The organism is Erythrobacter aureus (assembly GCF_003355455.1).
GTDB classification, from domain to species: Bacteria; Pseudomonadota; Alphaproteobacteria; order Sphingomonadales; family Sphingomonadaceae; genus Qipengyuania; species Qipengyuania aurea.
On sequence record NZ_CP031357.1, the window covers coordinates 1,213,495 to 1,238,825 of the forward strand.

At 60.6% G+C, this 25,331-nt stretch carries 15 protein-coding genes; 5 read left to right on the plus strand and 10 right to left on the minus strand.

Translation table 11 applies throughout. From position 1 onward, the window contains the following. The first annotated feature begins 91 nt into the window (after nucleotides 1-91). Nucleotides 92-964, plus strand: coding sequence for a hypothetical protein (locus tag DVR09_RS05955; protein WP_115416129.1), 873 nt, complete (start codon nucleotides 92-94; stop codon nucleotides 962-964). Between the two features lie 75 nt (nucleotides 965-1,039). Here DVR09_RS05955 and DVR09_RS05960 read toward each other — a convergent pair whose 3' ends face one another. From DVR09_RS05960 to DVR09_RS05970, 3 genes are all read right to left on the minus strand, one after another. After that, nucleotides 1,040-1,348, minus strand: a complete 309-nt coding sequence (locus DVR09_RS05960) for a hypothetical protein (protein ID WP_115416130.1) — start codon at nucleotides 1,346-1,348, stop codon at nucleotides 1,040-1,042. A 67-nt stretch (nucleotides 1,349-1,415) separates the two neighbouring features. Then, nucleotides 1,416-4,286 carry a M16 family metallopeptidase gene (locus DVR09_RS05965; protein WP_174223729.1) on the minus strand — a complete coding sequence of 957 codons (2,871 nt, stop codon included), beginning with the start codon at nucleotides 4,284-4,286 and terminating at the stop codon, nucleotides 1,416-1,418. A 26-nt stretch (nucleotides 4,287-4,312) separates the two neighbouring features. Continuing rightward, nucleotides 4,313-6,511 carry an acylase gene (locus tag DVR09_RS05970; RefSeq protein ID WP_115416131.1) on the minus strand — a complete coding sequence of 733 codons (2,199 nt, stop codon included), beginning with the start codon at nucleotides 6,509-6,511 and terminating at the stop codon, nucleotides 4,313-4,315. 119 nt (nucleotides 6,512-6,630) lie between these two features. Here DVR09_RS05970 and DVR09_RS05975 point away from each other — a divergent pair, with 119 nt between their 5' ends. Next, entirely contained in the window at nucleotides 6,631-8,079 is a 1,449-nt protein-coding gene (locus tag DVR09_RS05975) for an ATP-binding protein (RefSeq protein WP_115417816.1), read from the plus strand. An 18-nt stretch (nucleotides 8,080-8,097) separates the two neighbouring features. Here DVR09_RS05975 and DVR09_RS05980 read toward each other — a convergent pair whose 3' ends face one another. Beyond that, nucleotides 8,098-9,603: a hypothetical protein gene (locus DVR09_RS05980; protein WP_115417817.1), complete on the minus strand. Its 1,506-nt coding sequence runs from the start codon at nucleotides 9,601-9,603 to the stop codon at nucleotides 8,098-8,100. Nucleotides 9,604-9,897: 294 nt separating this feature from the next. Here DVR09_RS05980 and clpB point away from each other — a divergent pair, with 294 nt between their 5' ends. Next, nucleotides 9,898-12,480: an ATP-dependent chaperone ClpB gene (gene clpB / locus DVR09_RS05985; RefSeq protein ID WP_115416132.1), complete on the plus strand. Its 2,583-nt coding sequence runs from the start codon at nucleotides 9,898-9,900 to the stop codon at nucleotides 12,478-12,480. On the opposite strand, the gene DVR09_RS05990 is transcribed toward clpB, so the two are convergent. After that, nucleotides 12,477-13,454 carry a 2OG-Fe(II) oxygenase gene (locus DVR09_RS05990; protein WP_115416133.1) on the minus strand — a complete coding sequence of 326 codons (978 nt, stop codon included), beginning with the start codon at nucleotides 13,452-13,454 and terminating at the stop codon, nucleotides 12,477-12,479. The genes clpB and DVR09_RS05990 overlap by 4 nt on opposite strands. A gap of 85 nt (nucleotides 13,455-13,539) precedes the next feature. Continuing rightward, nucleotides 13,540-16,758, minus strand: coding sequence for a TonB-dependent receptor domain-containing protein (locus tag DVR09_RS05995; protein ID WP_115416134.1), 3,219 nt, complete (start codon nucleotides 16,756-16,758; stop codon nucleotides 13,540-13,542). Nucleotides 16,759-17,188: 430 nt separating this feature from the next. On the opposite strand from DVR09_RS05995, the gene DVR09_RS17750 reads away from it, so the two are divergent. Beyond that, nucleotides 17,189-17,317, plus strand: coding sequence for a hypothetical protein (locus tag DVR09_RS17750; RefSeq protein WP_255704012.1), 129 nt, complete (start codon nucleotides 17,189-17,191; stop codon nucleotides 17,315-17,317). Nucleotides 17,318-17,503: 186 nt separating this feature from the next. Here the strand turns inward: DVR09_RS17750 and DVR09_RS06000 are convergent, their stop codons facing one another. Then, on the minus strand, nucleotides 17,504-17,980 hold the full coding sequence (locus tag DVR09_RS06000) for a hypothetical protein (protein ID WP_162814865.1): 477 nt from the start codon (nucleotides 17,978-17,980) through the stop codon (nucleotides 17,504-17,506). Between the two features lie 225 nt (nucleotides 17,981-18,205). Between DVR09_RS06000 and DVR09_RS06005 the strand changes: the two genes are divergently transcribed. Continuing rightward, nucleotides 18,206-18,487: a hypothetical protein gene (locus DVR09_RS06005; protein WP_115416136.1), complete on the plus strand. Its 282-nt coding sequence runs from the start codon at nucleotides 18,206-18,208 to the stop codon at nucleotides 18,485-18,487. 31 nt (nucleotides 18,488-18,518) lie between these two features. Here DVR09_RS06005 and DVR09_RS06010 read toward each other — a convergent pair whose 3' ends face one another. The 3 genes from DVR09_RS06010 to DVR09_RS06020 form a co-directional block, all read right to left on the minus strand. Continuing rightward, the gene (locus DVR09_RS06010) at nucleotides 18,519-20,348 is read right to left on the minus strand and encodes a tetratricopeptide repeat-containing sulfotransferase family protein (RefSeq protein WP_162814866.1); all 1,830 of its coding nucleotides are present in this window, start codon (nucleotides 20,346-20,348) and stop codon (nucleotides 18,519-18,521) included. Nucleotides 20,349-20,401: 53 nt separating this feature from the next. Beyond that, nucleotides 20,402-21,934 carry a putative 2OG-Fe(II) oxygenase gene (locus DVR09_RS06015; RefSeq protein WP_115416138.1) on the minus strand — a complete coding sequence of 511 codons (1,533 nt, stop codon included), beginning with the start codon at nucleotides 21,932-21,934 and terminating at the stop codon, nucleotides 20,402-20,404. Nucleotides 21,935-22,027: 93 nt separating this feature from the next. Further along, nucleotides 22,028-25,183: a TonB-dependent receptor domain-containing protein gene (locus tag DVR09_RS06020; RefSeq protein ID WP_234041568.1), complete on the minus strand. Its 3,156-nt coding sequence runs from the start codon at nucleotides 25,181-25,183 to the stop codon at nucleotides 22,028-22,030. Nucleotides 25,184-25,331: the final 148 nt, after the last annotated feature.

Here is a 25,331-nt window from a genome sequence, read left to right on the forward strand (position 1 = left end):
GAAGGGCACGGGGACGGGCGGTCGAAAGCCAGGATTCAGTTGACCGAAGGTATCCGCCACCTAGGATTGGGCCAAATTAAGAGGGGGTTGCATGAAACTATCGAAATTCGGTGCGGCGATATCCGCGTTCCTGCTTTCGACCACGCCGCTGGCGGCCGAGACACTGGACAATACTTCGATCATCCAACTGGTGGAGATCAGCTTGGGTGAAGAAGCGATCGTGGCGAAAATCGATGCGACGGCAGCGCGCTTCGATGTGACGACCGATCAGCTCATTGTGCTCAAAAACCGAGGCGTCCCGTCATCCGTGATTGCGGCGATGATCGCCAAATCCAATGCCCCAACCGTGTCGGACGCGGCCAGCGTTTCGATGGATGATCCCGATCCGATGGTCCCCCATGCGTCGGGCGTGTATCTGATGGCCGACTGGCTCGCCGAGCCGAAAATGCAATATATCGACGCGACGACGACCAACCAGACGAAGACCGGCGGGTTTCTGGGCTATGCACTCACGGGTGGCATCGCTTCGATGAGCTTCAAGACGGTTATTCCGCAGCCCTCCGCCCGCATCGCGACGCGCCAGCCGCGACCGACATTCTATTTCTATTTCGATCAGGCCAACAGTTCGCTGTCGAACCGGGGAGGGGCCAATTTCTGGATGGCGGGTGCAGTAACGTCGCCGGCGGAATTCAGCCTGGTGCGGTTCAAGGTCAAGAATGATCGCCGCGAAGCGAAGGTGGGCAAGATCAACATTGGCGGCGCCAAGGCCGGGGTGATGGCGAAAGACCAGATCCCCTTCGATTACGAGCGCCTGGCCCCCGGAGTGTTCAGGGTGACGCCGAATGTCGAACTTGAACCGGGTGAGTATGGATTTCTCTATTCGTCCCAGACGGGAAGCGGCGTTGGAATGGCCGGGGTAGGGGCGCAGACCTCGCGTATTTTCGATTTTTCCATCACCGGCTGAGAAACGCCTGGTGCCGTAAGCAAAAAGGGCCGCCGGATCGCTCCGGCGGCCCCTTTTTTCGTCCTGGCGCGGCGTTCAGCCCTGGCGCTGGCCGGTCAGCGGCATGTCGCCGAACGCGCCGGCATTGACGGTGCCGGTCATCTGATCGCCATTCACGGTGGCGGTGCAGTTGAGCGTCATCGGCATCGGCACGGTCATGTCCATCTTCCACTTGAGCGTGTCGCCGCCTTCGATGGTGCCATCGGTGATGTCCATCGAACCCATGCCGCCGGCCATCGAGCCGGTGAAGCTGTTGCCATCATCGCCGGGCACGACGGTCAGCGTGCCCTTCTGGTCACCCATCGGGCTCTTGACCACGGTGTCATAAGTACCTGCTACGGACATGGATATTCCTTTCTTCGGTTGAGAATGCGAGTGGGCTTTCAATCGGGATTACTTACACGATTGTCAATTACTCGCTCGCGCCCATTTCCACGCGTTCGACCGGCAGCCCAAGCTGTTCGAGTTGCGGGGCGACGATTTCCGCGTCGCCCACCACGACCCATACGAACCGATCGGGATCGATCGCCGCGCGAGCTGCGGCATCGAGGCTTTCGGTCGTCTGCGCACGATAGCGGTTCGCCAAACGTTCGTAATGATCGTCCGGACGACCGTAGAGCGCATTGGTCTGCATAGCCCGCAGGATCGCGCCGGACGTTTCGAACTGGCCGGGCAATTCGCCGATCTCCGCGGTCACTATCCGGGTCAGTTCCTCGTCGCTGACACCGTTGGTGCCCAGAAACTCGCTCGTTTCGCGAATGAGTTCGGCCAGTGCATCGCCGGTACGGTCTGCCTGAACCGGCGCGCGCACGGTGTAGGCAACGGCCTTCTCGTTGGTCAGCGGAGCGCCCCGGACACCATAGCTCCACCCCTTCGCCTCGCGCAGGTTCATATTGAGCCGGGCGAGGAAGTTCCCGCCAAGTGCATTGTTGGCATTGAGGAAATCGACATAGGTTTCGTCACGCGCATCGGCCGGGGTCATCTGACCGCCATAGATGTAGCTCTGCGGCGAATTGGGCCGGTCGACCAGGACGATACGGCTGGCTTCGGCTTCTTTCGGTTGGGTTGCGAAGGCTTTTTCACCCTTGGCAACCGTCGGCGCCTGCCAATCGCCGAACACGGCATCGAGCGCGGTCACGATTTCGTCGATCGGCCGATCGGAAACCACGAACACCTCGCCATTGTCGGGCCGGATCCAGCGGTTCTTGAACCCGGTGATGTCGTCCCGCGTGATCGAGCGGAGCGAGGCCACCGTTCCATTGCCCGGCCCCGCATAAGGGCTGTTCTCGCCATAAATCAGCGGAGCCGCCGTACGCGCCGCAATCGATGCGGGTGTGCGCAGTTCCTGCTCGACACCGGTGATCTGCTGGGCGCGCACGCGCTCGACCTCTGCGGAATCGAATGCCGGGTTGCGCACGATATCGGACAAGAGCTCGAGCGAGGGCACGAGGTTGGCCGACAGGGCGGAAAGCGTGAAGCTGGACCGATCGGCCCCTCCGCCTAACGAAACATCCGCTCCCAAGCGCTCGCCCGTTTCGGCAATCTCGCGTGAACTCAGGCTGGTCGTGCCTTCTTCGAACAGGCCCAGCGTAAGGCTTTCCAAGCCGCGCTTGTCCAGCGGATCGGCGGCGCTGCCGGCGTCGAAGGACAGGGTGACGTAAGTCGCCGGAACGGCATCGCGCATCGCGTAATGGAGCGTCATGCCGTTGGCGAGCGTCCGGTGCTCGACATCGGGAAAGTCGAGTTCGGCGATAGAAGCGATCGGCGGGGCCGGCCTTACCTGCGTGACGGTTATCTCGTCGTCGGCGGCTTCGCTTGCGGAACCCCCGTCGCTTGCGGCAACGCTGGCGGCTTCTTCATAGTCCGCATCGCGCTCGCCCGGCTCGAGGACCAAGGTCATGGCCGGCCGCGTCATCCAACGCTGCATCGCGGCCTGCACTTCGGCAGGAGTGAGCGTCGCCAGAATCTCGAACTGACGGGCGTAGAAATCGGGGTCGTCGGCCAGCACCTCGCCCGAAGCGAGCGTAACCGCTTTGCCGCCGCGGCCACCGACCTGTTCGAGCCCGCGGATGGTGTCCGCCACCGAACTGGTCGCTGCCCGGCGGACTTCGTCTTCGGTCGGGCCTTCGGCGATGAACTGATCGACCAGTTCGTTGAGGCGCCGTTCCACCAGCGCCGCATCGGCATCGGGAGCGGCGGTGGCGGAAACGGTGAGAATGCCGACGCGCTGGAAGGCATAATTGCCGCCCGAAACGCCCACGGCGATCTTCTCGTCGCGCACCAGCGCATTGTCGAGACGGCTCGACGACAGGCCGCCGAGGATCTGTGCCCCGACGGTGAGCGCCGTCAACTCGCGGTCCGAAATGCCGGGCGCGGTCCAGTATTTGTTGATGCTGGTCGCCGCGACCTGATCGCGCATGACGGTGCGGACATCCTCGGCAAGCTCGGGAATATTGGCCTGGGCGGGATTGTTCACCGGGCCGCGCGCGATGGGGCCGAAATATTTTTCGACCAGCGGGCGTGCTTCGGCTGCCGATACATCACCCGCGAGAACCACCGTGGCGTTGTTCGGGCCGTACTTGTCGCGGAACCAGTCCCGCACGTCTTCCATGCTGGCGCTGTCGAGATCCGCCATCGAACCGATCGGCGTATGGTCATAAGGGTGCGGGGCGGGGAAAAGCGTTTCGACGATTTCATAGAAGATCAGGCCGCCGGGCTGATTATCGCCCTGACGCTTCTCGTTCTGGACCACGCCGCGCTGATTATCGAGCTTGGCTTGTGTAACCGCGCCGAGCAAATAGCCCATACGGTCGCTTTCGAGCCACAGCGCACGTTCGAGCGCGGGTGTCGGCACGGTCTGGAAATAGTTCGTCCGGTCGAAATTCGTCGTGCCGTTATAATCGGTGGCACCCATTTCCTGGAGATACTGGAAATAGTCGTTGGGTGCGTTTTCCGACCCGTTGAACATCAGATGTTCGAACAGATGCGCAAAACCCGATTTGCCTTCGGGCTCGTCCTTCGAACCGACATTGTACCACACGGCGACCGCGACGACGGGCGCCTTGCGGTCGGTATGGACGATGACGTCGAGCCCGTTATCGAGCGTGAATTTCTCGTAGGGAATGTCGACTTCGTCGACTAGCTCGGTCAGCGCGGCCGGTTCCGCGTCAGCGGCAGTTGTTTGCGCATGGGCGGCAGGGGCGATGCCCAGACCAGGAGTTGTGGCGCCCATGCCCAGGGCTAGGGCGAAAATGCTGGCGGTCAGAAAATGCTGTCTGCGCATGATACCTCGATATTCGATTCGGTTTTTCAATGGGGTTTGACGCTACGGCTTCCGGGCCGGTTCGTCACGGTCTTCCGGCTCGCTGCATTCGCTATCGCATCTTCGCGCCAGAAATTGACCGGCTTCAAGCGATGCTGGATGAACAGCGTAGCCTGATCGACATAATGCGGCGATGTCGGGCGCGTGGTGGCTGCGCCAAAGGGCTGGATCGATTGCGACCGCACGCGTTTCCCCGGAGCCCATTCGACGAACTGAATGAAGCTGTCCCCGTGTTTGACCGATAGCCGACCGTCTTCCTCCACCTCCCAGGTGGTCGACGCGCGCAATGTGTCCGAACCGCCATCCAGGGGCAGGTCGACATCCCCCTGCCGCAGGCGCAGCAGGTCCCCCATGGGCGGATCGATCCGGCCGAAATATGTGTTGAGATGATCGACCGACCATTCGAGCTGCTCGCGAACGTCGGGCAAGGGCTTGTTCTGATATTCGGCGGACATGAATTCCTTGATCATCAGCAGTGCCAACGCATCGCCTGGGCCGACATTGTCGGCGGTGAAGTCCCAGTCGACCAGCAAGGCGCGGGCGCGGCCGAGCTCGCTGTCGGGATCGAGTTCGAGCCGTTCGAGCGCATCCCACAGGTCGGCGACATATCCTTCGCGCTCGTAGGCAGTATCGTATTTGATCTGCTTCAACCGATCGAGTGTTATCGGCCCATCCTCGCTCATCAGCTTCCACGCCCGGCGCGAGCGGTTGGTCTGTTTGAGCTCCACCCCCAGTTCGGGCGGGACGGTGTCCGGCGCCAGATCGCTGCCTTCGCCTGCGGCGGTGAAGGGCGTGTTGTTGGCATTGTAGAGCCAGCCCGAAGCCGGATTGATATATTTCGGCAGGGCTTCGTAAGATACCGGCGCGTTCCACAATGCCTTGGGATCGTTGCCAGGCAGGACGCCGCGCCAGTCATATCCCTTGGCCCGATCGGGCAGGGCGGCATTATAGACATAAGCGATATTGCCCCCCTCATCGGCATAGATGAAGTTGGTCGAGGGGATATCCATCCGCGCCAGGATAGCCTGCCATTCCTCAAGCGTTTCCGCCTTGTTGAGCCGGTAATAGGCGTCGAGCTGTCCCAGATTGTCGATCCCGCCATAACGGATGGCGAAAGCACCCCTGTCGTTCTTGATGACCGGGCCGTGGACGCTGCGATATACCGTTCGCCGGACGGGGAGAACCACCGGCCCGAAGCGCACCGGAAGCGTGACCGTCTCTTCCTCCAGGTCGAGCCAGCGGTCCCCCATGCGATACTTCCTGCCGCTGTCGTCGAGCACCAGCTTGTACACGTCGGTCATGTCGGGCCGATTGACTGTATTGGTCCAGCCCAGATGTTCGTTATGTCCAAGGAAGGGAAACGGACTGCCGGGGAAATTGGCGCCGGCATAATGCCAGCCTTCGCCGCTTTGGACCACGAGTTCGTACCACGCCACGCCCCCGCGCCATGGCTGGTGACTGTTGGAGACGAGACGAGTCACGCCGTCGCCCGATTTTTCCGGCGCGATCGCAAAGGCGTTCGATCCCGCCAGGGCACCGTCTTCGCCCCAGGGCAATGGGTAGGCGCGGGCCTGGGCGGGGATTTCTTCCGCTCCGATGGATGGCCCGAATTCGGGCCAGAGGTCCTCGCCCGCAACCAGCGGTTCGATGGTGTTGTTCAACCCGAAGAAGAAGGGTTGGCGCAAGGCAAAGCCGGCGGCAACGTCCATGCCGTCAACTGGAAACAGATTTGCGAGCTTGATCTCTTGCGGGTGCGCCTCCGCATAGTCGTTGAGGCCCGTGGCGTAGGCTTCGAACAGCGCGCGCGTGTCTTCCGGCAGGTCGGGGTAGTTTCGTTCCGCAGTCCCGCGCGCATCGAGCAGGTGGTAGACATAGTCCACCGCCGCGCCATCGGGTCCGGCAATGGCGCCATACCGCCCGCGCGCCATGGCGATGACGTCTTGCAGCGTGAAGAAATCGTCTTCGGAATGGGCAATGGCGACACCATAGGCCACGTCGGCATCCCGTTCGCCGTAAATGTGCGGAACACCGAACTCGTCGCGGATGATTTCCGCCGTATAGCTATCGTTCGACTGCGCGACATCGCCCCGCTTGGCGAAGAACGGCTCCCAGGTGGCCAGTCCGACGAATGCCACCAGCACGAGTAGGAGCAGCACAAGGCCGATGCGGCCCAGCAATTTTGTCATAAAAATCCGTCCTCTGTTGCAACCGGCCTAGCGAGGAGGCGGTCGAGACGCAACGCGATTGGGCAAAACCGCGCCGGGCATGTTCCCCAGCGGGGATTCGGCTGGCTAACCACATGCGAGTGACAGCGCAGATCACCATTGGCCACGAATCTTCCGGCAAGCCGGTCGAGTTCGATATCGAGGAACTCCTCGCCACCCGCTTGCTCGTCCAGGGCAATTCGGGCAGCGGCAAGTCGCACCTGATCCGCCGGTTGCTCGAAGAGAGCGCCGGGATGGTCCAGCAGGTGGTGATCGATCCGGAAGGCGACTTCCCCTCGCTGGCCGAGGAATTCGGCCATGTGGTGATCGACGGATCGGCCTATTCGCCCGGCGAGATCGAAGCGCTCGCCCGGCGCATCCGCGAACACCGCGCCAGCGTCGTGCTCGATCTCGACGGGCTCGAGGTCGAGCAACAGATCCGCTGCGCCGCCCAGTTTCTGACCGCGCTGTTCGATGCCCCGCGCGAACACTGGTATCCTGCGCTGGTGGTGGTCGATGAGGCGCAGATGTTCGCTCCTGCGGCGGCTGGCGAAATGGCCGAGGACACGCGGCGCATGACGCTGTCGGCGATGACCAACCTGATGTGTCGCGGGCGCAAGCGCGGCCTTGCCGGGATTGTCGCTACCCAGCGGCTGGCCAAGCTCGCCAAGAATGTGGCCGCCGAGGCCTCGAACTTTCTGATGGGGCGGACCTTCCTCGATATCGACATGGTCCGCGCCGCCGACCTGCTCGGGATGGAGCGGCGGCAGGCGGAGCGTATTCGCGAGCTCGAACGCGGGCATTTCCTCGCGCTCGGGCCGGCGATCACGCGTGTGCCGCTGGCGGTGAAGATCGGCCCGGTGAAGACCGGCCACGCCGTCCGGAGCGAAGGGCTGATGGCGCTGCCCGATACGGCGCCCGAAGACATGGCCGCCTTGCTTACCACCGATCTGGCTAGCGAAGTCGCCAAGGCGCCGCCGCCGCCCGCCCCGCCGCCCGCACCACGGGTCGAGGAAGTGGCCGACAGCATCGCCGGGGCCGAGGAACGCCAGGTGGACACGCCTGCCGAGCCGGTCGACACCTCTGCCGTTGCCGCTCGGATAGCGGAAATCATCGGCGAGCTGGCGCAGGAGGAGGGGATCGCCTTCCAGTCGGCCAGCGCGCAATACCAGACCTTCCTCACGCGGTGCCGCCGCGAACGGCTGATCGGACCCATGCCCGACATGCGCGCTTTCCGGCGCCGTTTCGCGATCGCCGGGGCGGGACTGGGCGAACTCGAGGAGGCGCTACAGACGCGGATCATGGGTTTGGCCAAGGCGGTCGAAGAAGATCTTCTCGGTCCGTTTCTCGTTATCGCCAAGGCCGCCCATGCGGGCGAGACCCAAGTCGATGAGAACGAACTCGCGCGGGCTTACGGCACCAGTTCGCCGGGGCGTATCCGCCGATTGCTCGACCATCTGGAGCGGCAGGGCCTGGTCGTCGTGCGCGAGGATTTCGGCGGCGATCGCACGGTGATGGTCCCCGGCCTCGATACGATCGCCGTCCCTTAGGCGCGGCAAGTGCGCTGGTCAGAAACTGCCCTGGATGCCCAGCAGAAAAACATTTGTATTCACGTCCTGGCGTGACACGGTCGCGCCGCCTGGCAAATTGCCGCCGCTCAGGAAGTTTAGCGGTACGAACCCTTCGGCCAGGACATATTCGCCGAACAGATTGACATTGCCGACAGGGAACCAGGACAGGCCGGCGACGAACTGGCTCTGCGTTTCCCACGGTGCCCCTTCGTCCCCGGCGGTAAAGCGACTGAATTCGGCAGACAATGCGAATTCGCGCCGTGCATCGGCCCATTCTTGGCCGAAGCCGTAGCGCCCGCCGAAGGTGAAGGCGGTAGCTGGCACCGCTTCGAAGACACTCAGCGGGTTGGTAGGATCGGGCACGCGCGTACCTGGCCAGACTTTCGTGGTTTCGGCATATTCGCCCAACAGGTCGAAATCGCCAATCCGGGCCTTGCCATAGGCGGCCCAGGCCGGGTTGTTTTCCTGGCAGGAATTAAAGTGGGCAACCGGGTAGTCCTGGCAGTAGGCGCTGCCATGTATGTAACTTGCGCCGAGCGTGGCCGAGGCGAAATCGCTCAGCTTGGCAGTATAGTTGCCGTCGACGGCGAAGTTGTTGACCTTCGACGGAATGGACGTTCCATTGACGGGTGCGTTCGCGGCGCGGAACTGCGCGCCGCCCTGAACGGCCATGCCGCGAAGGTGGAAGCCGTCGGTATACAGCCCCACAGTGCCGCCGTAAGCAAGCCCGGCAAAAGCATGCCAATTGGTCGAGTTGGTGAACGGGCTGACAGTATCGTTAAGCCCGAACGGTACGTCCATCTTGCCGATCAGTGCATAAACGGGCGCTTTCTGCAGATCGCCCACCATGATCCAGCCGCGGCGCAGTTGAATTTGGTTGCGTGTCAGTGAGGTAATTGTGCCCGCCCCGAAGCTTTGCTGGGGATCGTAGAGAAACTCCGCATATCCCGTAATTCCATCGGTCAGTTGCGCGGTGACGGCGAGCTGTGCGGAATGCAGAACAATCTCGGACACCCGCTTGCCGCTCTGGTTGGCCCCTGTGGGGTGACGGGTAAGATAGCCGAAATTATTGTCGACATTGCTCAATTGCAGGTTGGCCAGCGCCGTGACCCCGCCCGAGAGAGTTACCGGATTGGAAAGCCGTTCGGCCGCTATGGCCTGCAACTGGTAAAGTGGCTTGGAGTTCGTTCGCTCGGCATGGTCGAGCATGGCGTAACCGTATTCCGGATCGATCCCCACCAGCGCGGTCGATTCCCGGCCTTGGATGGTGTTGTCGCCGCGTTCGGCCACCGTATCGCGTGTTCCATCAACCTCTGGCAGACGATCATATTGCGCTGCGGTACCATCTGCCTGACGCGGCTGTACGGCGATGGGCTGGCGCAGCGCTTCCACCTCGCCCCGCAAACGCGCATTTTCCGCTTCGAGGCGTTCGAGACGCGCCTCAATTGCCGCGAGCGCGCTGGCGTCCTGCGCCGCAGCAGGCCCGGCGATGGCAGCAACCATGGCGGCCCCTGACAATACACAGGCACGAACAGATAGTTTTGCCCTAAGGATTTGCATTTTTCAAAAGTCCCTGTCGATTTCGGGATCGGCCTAACTCATCATGGTTAACAGCCCACTAAGGTTTGGTGGTTTTTGGCAAGGGTCGGACACCTCGCGGGCGAATGGGACTTGCGTCGCTACCGCTGACGCCTACCTACAAACCTAATACACCTCGCGAAAAATAGCGGGGGCAGGTCTTGTGTTGTATAATTGCCACACCATATGAGGGCGGCAATTTCTGACTGGGGTGTTTGCATGAATCTCGAAAAGTTCACCGATCGCGCCAAGGGCTTCCTGCAGGCGGCGCAGACCGTCGCCATTCGCATGAACCATCAGCGAATTTCGTCGGCGCATTTGCTGAAGGCGCTGCTCGATGACGAAGAGGGCATGGCCGCGCAGCTTATCCAGCGAGCCGGGGGCAATCCTGGCGTGGCGATTACCGAGGTGGACAATACGCTGGCCAAGGTGCCGGCGGTGTCGGGTGGGGGGGCGCAGCAGACGCCCGGCCTCGACAATGATGCCGTGCGCGCGCTGGATCGGGCCGAACAGCTCGCCGAGAAGGCAGGCGACAGCTTCGTTCCCGTCCAGCGGCTGCTGCAAGCGCTGGCGCTGGCGGATAATGATGCGGGCAAGGCGCTGAAATCGGCAGGTGTCGACGCGAAGTCGCTCGAAGCCGCAATCCAGGAAGTGACCGGCGGTCGCACCGCGGACAGCGCCGGTGCCGAAGAAAGCTACGATGCGATGAAGAAATATGCGCGCGACCTCACGCAGGCAGCGCGCGACGGCAAGCTCGATCCTGTGATCGGCCGCGATGAGGAAATCCGCCGCACGGTGCAGATCCTCGCTCGCCGGACAAAGAACAATCCCGCCCTCATCGGCGAGCCCGGAACCGGCAAGACCGCGATCGCCGAAGGCCTGGCGCTGCGCATCGCCAATGGCGACGTGCCCGACAGCCTCAAGGGCCGCACGCTGATGGCGCTCGATATGGGCGCACTGATCGCGGGCGCGAAATATCGGGGTGAGTTCGAAGAGCGCCTCAAGGCCGTGCTCGACGAGGTGAAGGGCGCCGAGGGGCAGATTATCCTGTTTATCGACGAGATGCACACGCTGATCGGCGCAGGCGCGAGCGAAGGCAGCATGGATGCCTCCAACCTGCTGAAGCCTGCCCTGTCGCGCGGTGAGCTGCACTGTATCGGCGCGACCACGCTCGACGAATACCAGAAGTATATCGAGAAGGATCCCGCGCTCCAGCGGCGCTTTCAGCCCGTCTATATCGACGAGCCGAGCGTCGAGGACACCGTCAGCATCCTGCGCGGCATCAAGGACAAATACGAGCTGCATCACGGTGTGCGCATCACCGATGGCGCGATCGTCGCCGCGGCGCAGCTCAGCAATCGCTACATCCAGAACCGCTTCCTGCCCGACAAGGCGATCGACCTGATGGACGAAGCCGCCAGCCGCATCCGCATGGAGGTGGAAAGCAAGCCCGAGGAGATCGAAGGCCTCGACCGCCGCATCATCCAATTGCGGATCGAAGAGCAGGCGCTGCAAAAGGAAACCGACAGCGCTTCGAAGGATCGTCTGGAGTCGCTCCGCAAGGAACTGGCCGAGCTGGAACAGCAATCGTCCGAACTGACCACCCGCTGGCAGAACGAGCGCGACAAGATCCACGCCGAAGGCCGGATCAAGGAACAGCTCGATCAGGCCAGGCTCGAACTGGAACAGGCGCAGCGCGCCGGCGACCTCGCCAAGGCGGGCGAGCTGCAATACGGCCGCATTCCCGAGCTGGAGAAGAAGCTCGAGGAAGCCTCGGGCCAGACCGACAATGCCCTACTCAAGGAAGAAGTGACCGAAGACGACATCGCCGGTGTCGTCTCTCGCTGGACCGGCATCCCGGTCGACAAGATGATGGAAGGCGAGCGCGAGAAGCTGCTCGACATGGAGAATATCCTGTCGAAGCGGGTGATCGGGCAATCGCAGGCGATCGACGCCGTTTCCAAGGCCGTGCGCCGCGCGCGTGCGGGCCTGCAGGACCCGAACCGACCGCTGGGCAGCTTCCTCTTCCTCGGCCCGACCGGTGTCGGCAAGACCGAACTGACCAAGGCGCTGGCCGGCTTCCTGTTCGATGACGATACGGCCATGGTCCGCATCGACATGAGCGAGTTCATGGAGAAGCACGCGGTCGCTCGCCTGATCGGCGCGCCTCCGGGCTATGTCGGTTACGAGGAAGGCGGCGTGCTGACCGAGGCCGTGCGGCGCAGGCCCTATCAGGTGGTGCTCTTCGACGAGGTCGAGAAGGCGCATAGCGACGTGTTCAACGTGCTGCTGCAGGTGCTCGACGATGGCCGCCTAACCGACGGGCAGGGCCGCGTGGTCGATTTCAGCAACACGCTGATCATCCTGACCAGCAATCTCGGCAGCCAGTATCTCGCCAATATGGATGACGATCAGAAGGTCGAGGATGTCGAACCGCAGGTGATGGATGTGGTGCGCGGGCATTTCCGCCCCGAATTCCTCAACCGGCTGGACGAGATCATCCTGTTCCACCGCCTGGCGCAGGAGCACATGGCCCCGATCGTCGAGATCCAGGTGGCGCGGGTGCAGAAGCTGCTCAAGGATCGCAAGATCGTGCTCGACCTCACCGAAGGCGCGAAAAAGTGGCTGGGGCGGGTTGGCTACGATCCCGTCTATGGCGCGCGCCCGCTCAAACGCGCGGTGCAGCGCTACGTGCAGGACCCTCTGGCGGACATGATCCTGGCGGGCAAAGTGCCCGACGGCTCAACGGTGAAGATCGACGAGGGCGATGGGGAATTGGCGATGGGGGTTGGTTCCAACTAGAAAGGCCGCCCCGGCGGTCCCTCCAAATCTAGCGGGCGTTCGCGTATCCATTTGGAGAGGAGATATTTGGTGCCAGATTGGACAGGACACCCTGCATGAACAGATAGTGGACAAGGCTGCCCAGTGTGATCAATGTTTTGGAAGAGCAACGCGTCACCCGGCTTTCCTTTGAATGACCACTGGATAGCGTTAAACTGCGTTTCTCCTCCGGAGTAATCGTCATTTAGATATACAAGAAAAGTGAATTTTCGCTGATTTGCTGTATTGGGTAGGGTATCAAGATGCGACTTGTATTCTTGGCCTGTGTCGTAAGCGAGAATTTGGGTTGGCTCGCCCTGCTCGTAGGTTGAGTTGGTCGCTGCTGCGATTCGCCGATTAATCGCGTGCAATACCGCGTTCTCGCGCACGAAGGGGAAGGTCGCGGCGCGCGAATTGCGTATCGGGTCTTTCATAAGAGCGCCCGTGGCCGGATTGACCACTACCGAATCTCTTAGCTGCGGTTTTGAGAGATCTATTAGATATCTGCATTCAGAAGCCGATAAAAATCCACGGATCGCCCAGATATTCGGTTCAGAACGAACGGCTTCACGCTGCGCTATTGTCTCGGGATCGCCTTTGTCGTCGATATCCATCGCAGCCAGAAGCCTGAGCTCGTCTCGATAGGCTGGCATTTGGCTATTGCGCATCAAGGAGATCGTCTCGTTCCAGCGACGCGGGGAACCACCGGCACCTGTCGATAACAGCGCGAGAAAAATGTGCTCGGCATCCTTGTATTGGTGCTTGGCAGCAATGCCGTACAGTCGCTGCGCTTCAGTTAGATCCCTTCTGATAAGATCCCCGGACATCCGCCAGCTCGCGAGGGTATACGCCGCTGCAGGATCATTGTGGTCGGCCGCATCGCAAAGGATATTGAACGCATCGTGTATGCGTCCTTGGCTCACGGCTTCGAAAGCCCTTTCCGTTGCAGCAGGCATTGCGTCTCGACCTTTATGAACGAAAAGCGGGGCCGACCATTCCTGCCCGGCCCCGCTTGGGTATTCTGGCTAGCTCAGATCTGAATTAGAATTCAGCGCGTACACCAGCATAGAAATTTCGGCCTCGCACGGGGTAGATCGCGCTGCCGGCACCAATACCGGTAAGACCAAGAGGTGGGTTGGTGTTGAGGATATTATCCACGCCAAGAGTGAAGTCGAAATTCTCAAACTCAAAGCCGACACGGACGTCGTGATAAAACGTGTCCGGATAATATTCGACATCAGCATAGTCAGCGTTCTCGGGGGCGCGGCCCTGAAGCGAGAAGATGTCCTCGTAGTTGTTCAAGACCATCTTACCAATGAAACGCATTTCGTAGCCGAATGTGACCTCAGATAGCTTGAGATCCACGGTCCACCGGAACTCGTCCTGAGGGTCACCCAGTTCGCTTAAAATCCGGTTTTCGAAGTCGGGATTCGAGGGGTCTTCGAAATTGCTCCGCTCAAAGAGGTGGGTGTAGATAAAGCGAGTGCTAATCGCGTTGTCTTCACCGAACGGTCGCCTGTAGCTGACTTCGGCATCGATACCCCTTACAGTCCGGGCAGCGAAGTTGAGCGGTGTGATTTCCGCATCCGCATCCAGAATCTGACCTGGCTGCTCTTGGTTCGGACCTAAGCCGGCACCACGATACCTCTGAAAAATATCGCAGAACTGATTGTCCAGGCTCGGAAGATCGTAACAAGCGTTGACAATCTGCTGAGCAGACGGAGCGGAAATCACATCCTCCACTCGGATGTCATAGTAGTCGACCGTTAGAGAGAAGCCGGGAGCAAACGTCGGCGTGAAAACTGCGCCAATCGTGTATGAGTCCGATTTCTCTTCCGTGAGGTCTGGGTTCGAGCCACTGAGGATTTCCAACGAATAGTTGGGAAGGGTCGCGATCGAGGCCAGCAAATCCGGTCCGAGATCGGCAAGACAGTTCGCCGCCCGATTCTCGGAACCTGCCCCGATATTTGCCTCACGACAGGGATCCTGGAAACCAGGAGCAAAGTTCTGCGAAAGAGCCGAAGAAGTTTCGGACAGGTTCGGTGCGCGAACCGAGCGACCGTATTGCGCGCGGAAACGGATGTCGGGAATGGGTTGCCATTCCACGCCCGCATTATACGCCACTGTGGTCCCTACCGCGTTATCGTAATCCGAAACACGAACCGCACCCGATACCGTTAGCTCCTCAAAGAAAGGAGTGTTAGCGAGGATTGGGATACGAATTTCGCCAAAGGCCTCTTTCACCGTGAAAGGGTCTGGTGCGAAGGTAGGAAGGGCGTTGTAGAAAGTTCTTCCCGCCTCCACGATCGGATCCGCTTGGAAAAAGAGCTCTTCCCGGCGATATTCTGCGCCCACCGCAAAGCCGATCGGCCCGCCTGGCAATTCGAAGAAGCCGCTCGTATTGCCCGAAAGATACGCGGACGCAACGAACTGCTCCAGCTCGGCTACCGACGTGGTATCCTCGAGAATATAGGCCCCGGCAGCCGAGTTATCGGGTGCCCCAAAGGGATTGTATGGAACACAATTGGCTACGTCCTGATCGAGGAATGGCTCGTCAGCGGTATCATAAGCGATTGCCGCACTCGGATCGATTTGCGAACGGCAAACGATATTGCCCGTTGCAGGGTCAATCGCGGAGTCGAGGGCCAGCAGGAACCGATTCGGGACGATATTGCCCAAAACCCGCGTGGCCTCTTTAACCTTGCCGTAGTTCAGTGCGACTTCGTAGTTCCAAGCATTGCCGAACTCACCGCGAACGCCACCGACAATGCGATAGGTCTCGCGCTCGGACGCTTCATCTCGGCTACCAAGATCATCCAAGAAGCGGGAGAAGTCGAACCTGAACGAACCATCAGCAATAGCTGCCCTGTCGCCGGCGCTCAATTCGCGTGACAGAAACGCGTTCTTGATAAGGCTACCGCGGAGACCTGACGCCAAGAGCTGCTCGGTGATTACGCCTCGCGCTTGTTCGCTCAAGAATGGGTTGTCCAAGCGCACGCCTTCGCGGGAATCGCCGAAAGTCAGAAACTGCCCCTGGATAAAGGCGGGCGAGGATTGCTGACCCTGCGTTTTGATGTTCACGTATTTTGCTTCGACAAACGGAACAAGCGCCGGTGATATCTCAAATTTCGCGAGCAGATTAACGTTGATGCGTTCCTGATCGGGAAGCACCGATTGAAGGGTGCCTTCACGACCCGTCTGACCGTTGCCGCCGATTGCGGTACCGAAGGGGCCGCCGCCTATGATTGAACCTGCAGTTTCCGGAACCAGGCGGCCGTCCGCCGTAAAGAGGTACAGACAGTTGTAGGGCACGTCATTGTAGCCGACGCCGCAGCCGGGTGCATCGATCGTACCGACGCCATCGTCGATCTGAGCCTGCGTGGGCTGAGAGAACGGCACGAGGGTGTTGAAGAAAATCGTGCGGGAGCGGATATCCCTAACGAAGATACGATCAGGATTCCCATCGCTCCCGTTAGGGGTGCCCGCACCATCCGCGTCGACCACTACGAAGCCATCGTTGCGACGAAGATATGAAACGTCCGACCCGTAAACGCGTTCCTGATTCGCATACTCGGCGTGAAGAGTTACGTTGCCGCGACCGTCAGCGAAGTTCTGACCAATCATTCCCGATACATATTGGTTCGGGAAATTGCCCTCATAATTAACGCCGACATGCCCACGCAATTGGACGCCTTCGAAGTCATCGCGAAGAATGAAGTTCACCACACCCGCAATTGCGTCGGAGCCATAAATGGCCGAGTTGCCGCCAGTGACGACATCGACGCGTTCTATAAGATCGTTGGGGATAGAGTTGACGTCTACCGATGTGCCATTCGAAAGAATATCGGATGCGACATGGCGACGACCATTAACCAGCGTCAAAGTGCGTGAAGTGCCTAGGCCACGAAGGTCGAGGAGGTTAAGCCCGGTCGTACCGAGGAAACGACCCGCATTCGTTTGGCTGAAAGTACTACGCAGCTGAGGCAAGTCATTCAGCGTGTCGCCAACGTTGACCGAGCCTTGCTTAAAGAAAGCCTCGTTATCGAGCACGGTCACTGGGACGGCGGACTCGAGTTCAGGGCGCGCGATACGCGAGCCGGTCACCACGATCGCGTTGCTCGGCGGAGCAGAGGCGTCTTCAACGGTCTCGTCTTCGTCAACATCCTGCGCGAGCGCCGGCGTGGAGATCGCCATGGCGGCGAGGCCAGCACCGGTAAGCAGCGCGGCCCGACCACCCAAGGTGGCAAAGGTCTTTTTCATGATTTGCAGTCCCCTAAACTCGAGCCGGATCGGTCCGGCTAGTGTGCCGATAAGAGCAAGCCGTAAGCGCAGACGCAAGCAATGCGTCGCATAAATGGGTCCTGCATCTTACTATCCATGATGGAGAGTCACCAAATTGCCACACTTTTGGCCAGGCGGGACAGTTGTATGGACGGTTTGTGACAACGGGGCGGGCGCGGCGCGGCTCGTCCTGCTCTCGACGTATGCTGTTACCTGCTGTGGTATGCCGACAAGAGCATCGGGCGTGGTCGGTTGGCCAACGCACTTTTGCTACCGCGAATGCCTGTTGTGCAGATTCACCGGAAACTTTGATGAACCGAATGCTGATCTTGTCCTCGCTGCTCGGGACACTCGCTGCGCTCACCGCTTCTGCACAGGAAGTCCCGACCGCCAGCCCGGCGCTTGAGGAATGCCGGTTATCGGCAGCTATGGCACGGGTGGTAGCGACCGCCGTCCTACCATCGGCAATTACTTCAACTACGGCACCTACGACTTCCTGGGTCGTTCGGTGTTCCTCAACGTGACCCGCTCGTTCTGACGGTTTCCGAGAGATTGAATTGAGGAAAGGGGCGGAGTGATCTGCCCCTTTCTTTTTGCGCGAAGCGCACTGGCCGCGCCGCCGGCAGACCGCAAGCGTAGCCTCTTCTCACTGCGAAAAGGCGTAAGAAAAAGGGCGAGGATCGCGATCCTCGCCCTTTGGCAAATCCATTAGTGGCCCTGGACTCTACCGGATGCGACTGCCCTTGATCCCGCGTTGATTGTTGATGCGCAGGAAATAGGAACTGAGCGCACCGCTCTTTATTAGCAGCGTGTCGCCCTTGCGCGGTTCGAGCAGGCGCCCTGGTACGTCGTCGACCCGCCAGACCGCGCCTTCCGCAGTCCTGAGGGTATAGCCCGTCGAGTGCGATCCACTGACCGAAGCGATGGTGGTTTCCATTTGTGAAAACTCATCCTCGTCTTCGCGGTCGTCATCGCCCTTGCCGAAGATGCCGAAATCGGGAAGCGAGAAGCCGAAGAGTTTTCTGCGGGTCTTGCGAACCTCCTCGCGATCGACAAGCTTCAGTTCGCCCGCCTCGCTCGCTCCAACCATGGACTCGGCGGCGGTATCGAAACAGGCGAGCCGCGTTGCCGGGTCGCTCTCTGCCTGACAGGCCTTCAGTGCTTCCAGATAGGCGTTTGAAGGTGCCTGGTCATCGTCCATTGCGGCCGCAGCAGAGGCGCTGAATATGACAGCGAGAGCGCAAGAGGCACCGATCTGAAAATAGCCAAGGCGTCGCACCAATCTCTCCCGGGTCATCCTTTGAGTCCGCTAGAAGTCTATCGGAGCAGAAAATGAAAGCTACCTTTTTCGTCCAATTGTGTTCGACCCTGATGGACCGACCGTGTTAGGGAACGAGGGAATGTAGAATTGACAGGGAGTATCAGTATGAAATCGCGAACCCTTTGGAGCGCAATTGCCTTCATCGCAATCGCTTGCGCACCGGCGAGCGCGCAGCAGCCATCGGAGGGCGACAAGAGCGAAGAGGCCGTTGAGACAACGGGCGAAAAGTCGAATCTCGACGAGGTGATTTGTCGGACGTCGAAGGCGACCGGGTCGCGTGTGCGTACTTCGAAGCGGTGCCTGACCCGACGCCAGTGGACTGTGGAGCAGGCGCAGAATCGGCGCGATATAGACCGCGCGCAGACGTCTCGCGGTACCAGCGACTAGCTCAGCCCCGCAAGCGAGCTATGACAAACAGCTACTCGGTCGCATAATCCATTCGCTCCGCCCACGGGCGGAGCGTTTTCATTACGGGCTCAAGATGATCGGCATAACGCCGCCAGCGATAGCTAGCGCGGGTATATAGTTCCTCGCCAATTTGCGAATAGCTCGCCGTTCTGACCGGACCTCGTTTCCGCGCAGTTTGGGTATGATCGAGCAGGCCGTCGCTCCATTCAAGGCCAAGCCATTCGACAATCGGCTGCAGTTCGGCCTTCGGATCGATCACGAGCTTCTCGTATCGAACGGCCCGCCAGTCTACATCGAACAGGTCCACGGCGCGATGCCACGCCCGCCAGACGGCGTCATAGGTTCTTGCGGCCTCGTCGAGCGAGGTGAAGCTGCGCATGGCGAAATTAAGCGAAAAATTCGCCATGAAGCAGCTCAGCACCACATCATACGGATGTCGCTCGGCGAGGATGATTTTCGCTTCGGGGAACAGCCGGTGGATAAACGGCACGCGCTGCATGTGGAGCGGGTGCTTGTCTACCAGCCAGCGTTGATCGTCCCAGCCCTCCTCGGCGGCCCGAGCGAAGTACTCATCGCGTAGTTCCCCGATCCGCGTCTCGTCGAAGAGTGCGATGTCCTCACCCTCGATGCGCTTGATGATGCTGGCCATCATAGGGCGTTCTTCCAGAACGCTAAGATCGTCCAACCCCATCAGCATGGTATCGAGCAAGGTGGTCCCAGAACGCGGGAAGCCGACCAGGAATATGGGGTCACGGCGTCCGTCTGTGACTTTCGCATCAGAGAAGGTGCCAGCCCAGTCCGCAGTGCACTTTTCCAACTCGGCCTCCACCCGTTCGCGATAGTTTGCACCACGCGCGGGATGCGCCTCGGCAACGGCGGACTGGTTCATTCGCTCGAAGGCGGCAAAGGCCTTGTCAGCATTCTCCAGCCGGTCTTCGATACCCCCGACAAGTTGCCAGCGGCGCATTGGCAGGACGGTTTCCGGAATCGCATCGGCCAGTCGTGCCGCTTCCTCGAAATTGCCTGCCCGGCGCGCTTCCCAAGCGAGCAGAAAATTGGCCTCGGGTGGCGCGCTGGCCTTGTCGAAAGACGCGACGAGTTCGGCAAGCTCGTCGGTGCGGTTGAGCTTCTCCAGGATCATGCCGTATTCGACATGCGCCTCGCTGAAACCGTCGGTCAGCTCGATCGCTTTACGAAATGTGGCCATGGCATTGTCCAGATCGTCGACATGAGCATAGGCCATGCCGAGATCGATCAGCACGCGGAGATTGTCCGGTGCGATGCCGTGCGCGTCTTTGAGAACCTTTAGTCGTGGCCCACCACGATCGGCCAATCGCAGCAATTCGGCCAGATTGAGATAAATCTGGATATCCGCAGGGGCGAGGGTGATCGCTTGCTCAAATGCCGCAATCGCCTCGTCCCACTGTCTCTGCTCCATCAGCACGTTGCCGAGATTGTTGAGGCTGGCGAGGTCCGCAGGCTCTGCCGCTATCGCTCTGCGATAGGCATCAACCGCCGCCTCCAATTCGCCTCGCTTCTGGCGCACGAAACCTTCGATCCGGGCGAGAGAGGGCTCGGTCGAACCTTCGGCCATCGCCAGAGCTTCATCGAGCTGGTCCGCGCGAACCAAAGCAGCCGCGAGATTGTTTCGACTGGCCGTATCGCCAGGGTTGATGACCAGCAGTTCGCGAAGAAAGGGAATGGCTTTGTCGGTATTGTCCAGACGCAGGGCCGCCAGACTGCCCACGGCGAGAAAAGGGGCGCGCTCGGAAGTCTTCGTCAGGCAATCTTCGACGATTGCCAGCGCACCGGCCGGATCGCTGGACCGCAGCCGTTGCATGGCTTGCATCAATTCCGCGGGAGGGGGAGCAGCATTCATCCGGTTCAACCAATTCAGCTCTGTTGGGGGCGGGCGATGTCGAACGCCACGGTCATGCGTTCGCCCGCAGAGAACGGGCGCGTACCATGCCACATGGTACTTGGAAACAGCACTAGCCTACCTTGTTTCGGCTCGACGAGCCTCACGGGTTCGAGGCCAGGCAGGATATCACGGGATTCGCCCAGCGTCAGCCAGCCGGAATGGTCTGTTTCACCTTTACCCCGATCCTGGGCCTGTCCGATTGTGTCGGGCAGTGTGATATACAGCGCGGAGCTGATCCAGCCCTTGCTATGGACGTGGTCCGAATGGAAGCCCTCGTCCTTGAGCCGAACCGACCACGATCCAGCGACGCGCAGTGGATCGCGATCCTTCAAAAGCGTCGGGTGTCCCGCTTCGAACGGCGGCAGTTGCGCTACATGATCAGCGACCTTGGCAAGGATCGCCTTGCGGAGTTTCCGGATTGGGGCGGAAGTGCGCAGCAATAGATTGCCGTCGGTCTGGGTGCCTCCGCGAACGGATTGATCCAGCGGCTGTGCGCTAGCGAAATGCAAGTGGCGCAGATGCGATGCGAGCACGTCCAGATCGCCGAGAATGTTACCGAGATCATAGACGCTTATGAGCCGCTCGTCCGCTTCGAGCCAGCGATAGCGAGGGTTCTCCGTCAAACGCCAAGCCAGCGATAAATAAGGCCAGAGCAGATGATCATAGTCGCGGGCGATCACCGGTTCAATCAGCGCAGCCGCCTTTGCGGCTCGTCCGGCGCGAAGGTGATGGCGGGCGTGCAGAGAGGTGTCGTTGACACTAGAGCCTGGAGCGAGAGTGCCGAAGGTGGTGTCGGCCTCGGAGAGATTCCCCAATTCAGACATCGCATGTGCTGCCAAAATCCGGAGACTGGCGGGATCGCCCAGCTTGCCCCGGGCGTCCTGCAAACCGGCGAGCGCGCCTTCGAAGTCGAGCGCTTCGAGATGGGTACCGGCGAGCAAGGTCGTCAGTTCGAGTGAACGGGGCTGGCCAGCCAATGCCTTCGTAATGGTGGCATAAGGGTCGAGCCCCATCTGGCCGCGAATGTGCGCGGCATCGCGGTGGCCATCGATCCACAGAGGATTGGCGGCGAGCAGTGTGTCGAGATGGTCGACCGCGTCCTGGGCTCGGCCTTCGTGGAGGAGCGCGGCTCCCATGCCGAGCAGGGCGTGGCCATCCGTGGGAGCCATTTCGACCGCGCGCTGAAATAGAGCGACAGCAGGCGCTCCCGCCTCCAGTGCGCAACGTGCGTGGGAATGGGCGATCAGCGGATCGGAAGGGGCAAGTTTCGCGGCCTGTCCGAAGGCTTCCAGTGCCAGTGTGCTGTCCTGCGCCGTGCGTGCTGCAAGGCCGAGGAGCTGCTGCATGCGAGGGTCGCGGGGAAATTTGCGCGCCAGCTTACGTGCGATTGGCAGCAGGATCTCCGCATGATCGTTTCTGAGCAGGTCGAGGCCGACATTGAAGGCGGTTGCCGCATCGGTCTGCGGAATCGCTGCAATTGCCTGACGTGCGTCGGTACGGTTCACGGGGTTGGCACCTGTGTCGGATAACGTGGCAATGCCACAAACGAAAATGGCGGACCCGAAGGCCCGCCATTCCCTGTCTAGTCTGCGTGAAGCTTAGAATTCAAGCGTCACACCAGCGTAGATGTAGCGACCGATCGCGTCGTACACGGCGGCGTAAACGTTACCGTTACACGGACCCGACGGGCAGGACTGCGCCCCAACCAGCGGCGGTTCCTTGTCGAAGATGTTGTTCGCACCAAGACGGAAGTCGAAGTGGTCACCGGCTTCGTAGGTAAATGCCAGGTCGAAGTAGTTGACTGCGGGGAACCCGGCATTGCCCGGACGTGCCGGAGCAGCGTTCGGGTTCGGACCACCGGCAACACCGTCTTCATTATCGACGCTGCCGAAGTAACGCCAGCGGACCGAAGTTCCGATGCCGTTGGCGAAGTCGAAGCCAACGCGCATCTGATGACGCCATTCGGGATTCGGACCCCAGCTCAGTACGCCGGCCGAACAGGTGTTACCGAACAGGCCGGCACAATCGTATTCCGGAGCCTGTTCAAAGCCCGGATCCGTCGTCAACGACATCAGATAGGTTCCGACGAAGCTGAGGTTCAGACGACCGACATTGCCGATCTGCGTGCTGTAACTCGCCTGGACGTCGATACCCTCGGTGCCGATCCCACCAACGTTCGTGGAGAAGTCTTCCACGTAACCGGCGGAACTACGCCACAGCGAACCCGAGCCGTCACGATTGATCAGCGAGCAGAAGAACGGATCGGCAGTGTCGGTGCAGACCGCCAGGATGGTGTCCTGACCGTAGCCCTGGATCGCATCGACGAGGTCGATCTTGAACCAGTCCACGCTGGCGTTGAAGCCCGGCAGGAACTGCGGCGTAAGAACCACACCGGCGGTGTAGGTGTCCGCCGTTTCCGGCATCAGGTTCGCGTTGCCGCCGACCTGGCCGTTATACTGGGCCGCCGGGTTGGAACCAACCGTCTGGCCAACAGTGAGACCCTGCGCAAGACAGCCTGTATCTGCCGCCGTAATGACCCGGTCAGCACACGGATCGGTCGAGCCGTTAAGCTGAACACGGACCGGAGCAAAGAGATCCTGGACCGTCGGGGCACGCACAGCACGATTGTAGCCACCACGGATCATAAAGTCCGGGGTCGGCGACAGTTCAGCCTCGATCTTGTAGGTATCGGTGCTGAAGCCCAGCGAATAGTCGGAGTAGCGATAACCACCGGTAATGGTGAACTCGGTAAAGATCGAGTCCTGCACGATCGGCAGACGAACTTCCGTGAAGAACTCCTTGACGTCATAGGAACCCGAAACCGGAAGTGTCGGTGCCCCTTGGCCCGAAAGATCGCCGGCCTGGAAGGACGCATCCGAATCGAACTCAAGGCGTTCATTGCGGTATTCAGCGCCGAGAACGAGGCCAATACCTTCCGAAGCCCACGGACTCTGGATACCGTATTCGCCCAGTGCGCCGGAAACATAGGCCGAAAGGACCTGCTGACTCACAACACCGCGCGAAATGCCGGTGGTGCTGAGATAGTTGGTCGAGGCCGCGCTCGGGCTGGTGGAACCTGGGGAGAAAATATCCCAGGGAACACAGGCGGGATCGGTGCCATCGAGGGCCGAGCGGCAGACAGGGTCGCCATCCGGACCGGTTACAACGTCGAGCGCGCGGTTCAGACGAACGACCGAGAGGTCATTCGAATAGGTCTGCGCGAAGTTGGTCCGGCCATACTGGTAGTAGGTATCGTACGACCAAGCCGGACTGATGTCGCCCCGCATACCCAGGACAGCACGGTAGCTGGTGTGCTGGAGGTCGTCACGACGAGGGCCGCCCTCGATGTTACGACGAAGGAGCTGCAGGAAGCCGCGATTGTAGGTGTTGCCCGTGGTCGGATCGATGAAGTCGAACGGAGTGGTCGGCAGAGGCGCCAGCCCCTGCGCGGCGCGTGCCGCATTCGCCGCATCGACGTTGCCAACGACAGTGAAGGCTTCGGTCGGGTCCGGGCTTACAAGGAGGTTTTCTGTGTCGCAGAGCGCCGCCACTTGGTCCGGGCCAAGCAAGGGGTTGTCGCAGTTGATCGACAGTGTGTTACCGAAGTTACCCGACGGAGCGATCTGGGCGACCGTGCGGTCGTCCATGAACATGAACTCCATATACGGATGCAGCGCGGGGCTGATCTCGTAATCGGCGAAGACGCCTGCGGTGTAACGTTCATCGGGACGCTGGAAGTAGTTCAGCGGTGCATAGTTGAAGCGTTCGAACCCGGTCAGGGTACGATTCGCGCCGAAACCGGCCAGAGTCGAGGTGAAGTCGGGGATCCCGTCGGGAGTGCCGTCCGGACCAGTGAAATCAGGAACGGTGTCATAGTAAATCGCAGTACCACGAGGCGAGGTTAGCGAGCCACCGCACGTATAGAGGTTCGCACCGCCATCAACTGCCGCCTGGGTGTTGGCCGACAGCGCACAAGCCGAATAGTCGCGAGATGCCTGAAGGACTGCGTTGATCTTACGATAGCCGACATAGGCGGTGGCGCGGCCGCGACCATCGTCGAAGCTGGTGCCGAACGCGAGAGTTGCATCGAAAGTGCCGCCATTGGTCGACGTACCGGTCGGGTAACCGAAGCCACGCGCGTCGAGCGCATCGGTATAGATCGAGTTACCACGATTGTTGTGGTTGTAGACCGAATACTGGGTATCGAGCTTGAAGCCTTCGAAATCGGTATCCATTACGAAGTTGACAACGCCGGCCACAGCGTCGGCGCCATATACCGACGAAGCACCGCCGGTCAGGAGGTCAACGCGCTCGACAAGCACGGACGGGATCACGTTGATGTCGGCAGCCGATGTGGTGGGATCGCCCGGGACGAGGCGACGGCCATTGACCAACACCAGCGTACGCTCGGTACCGAGACCACGAAGGTTGAGGTTAGCGGCACCCGAGGCGCCGTTCGACAGCTGGCCGGCCTGTGAGGCAAAAACCTGCGGCAGCGAGTTGACGAGGTCTTCGACGCGGGTCGTACCCGTGACTTTGAACTCTTCATTGCTGATCACGGTGACCGGAGTGGCCGACTCAAGGTTCGGCTGCTTGATGCGCGAACCTGTGACGACGATTGCGCCCGCAGGTGCGGAGGAATCGACGCTTTCATCGTCTTCCGTCGCAACCTGGGCCATCGCCGGCTGCGCCAGAAGCGCAATGCCGAGAACGGCAGGCGCCGCGCTGGCTTTGAAGTAGGTGTGGAGTTTCACTTGATAATCCCTCTATTGATCGACCGACCCCTGAGGTCGGATCTCCAAGGAACCTCTGGACAAGGATGGTGGCCCGCAAGCGCTGAACGCTGAATACGTGTACGCAAATCCCTCCAGTGGAAGGCCGCATGTGCCTTTACGGACCCGG

What these genes read in the sequence shown, in the direction of transcription:
- DVR09_RS05955 (WP_115416129.1), top strand. Translation starts at nt 92, where the DNA reads ATGAAACTATCGAAATTCGGTGCGGCGATATCCGCGTTCCTGCTTTCG.
- DVR09_RS05960 (WP_115416130.1), bottom strand. Translation starts at nt 1,348, where the DNA reads ATGTCCGTAGCAGGTACTTATGACACCGTGGTCAAGAGCCCGATGGGT.
- DVR09_RS05965 (WP_174223729.1), bottom strand. Translation starts at nt 4,286, where the DNA reads ATGCGCAGACAGCATTTTCTGACCGCCAGCATTTTCGCCCTAGCCCTG.
- DVR09_RS05970 (WP_115416131.1), bottom strand. Translation starts at nt 6,511, where the DNA reads ATGACAAAATTGCTGGGCCGCATCGGCCTTGTGCTGCTCCTACTCGTG.
- DVR09_RS05980 (WP_115417817.1), bottom strand. Translation starts at nt 9,603, where the DNA reads ATGGTTGCTGCCATCGCCGGGCCTGCTGCGGCGCAGGACGCCAGCGCG.
- clpB (WP_115416132.1), top strand. Translation starts at nt 9,898, where the DNA reads ATGAATCTCGAAAAGTTCACCGATCGCGCCAAGGGCTTCCTGCAGGCG.
- DVR09_RS05990 (WP_115416133.1), bottom strand. Translation starts at nt 13,454, where the DNA reads ATGCCTGCTGCAACGGAAAGGGCTTTCGAAGCCGTGAGCCAAGGACGC.
- DVR09_RS05995 (WP_115416134.1), bottom strand. Translation starts at nt 16,758, where the DNA reads ATGAAAAAGACCTTTGCCACCTTGGGTGGTCGGGCCGCGCTGCTTACC.
- DVR09_RS17750 (WP_255704012.1), top strand. Translation starts at nt 17,189, where the DNA reads ATGCCGGTTATCGGCAGCTATGGCACGGGTGGTAGCGACCGCCGTCCT.
- DVR09_RS06000 (WP_162814865.1), bottom strand. Translation starts at nt 17,980, where the DNA reads ATGGACGATGACCAGGCACCTTCAAACGCCTATCTGGAAGCACTGAAG.
- DVR09_RS06005 (WP_115416136.1), top strand. Translation starts at nt 18,206, where the DNA reads ATGAAATCGCGAACCCTTTGGAGCGCAATTGCCTTCATCGCAATCGCT.
- DVR09_RS06010 (WP_162814866.1), bottom strand. Translation starts at nt 20,348, where the DNA reads ATGCAACGGCTGCGGTCCAGCGATCCGGCCGGTGCGCTGGCAATCGTC.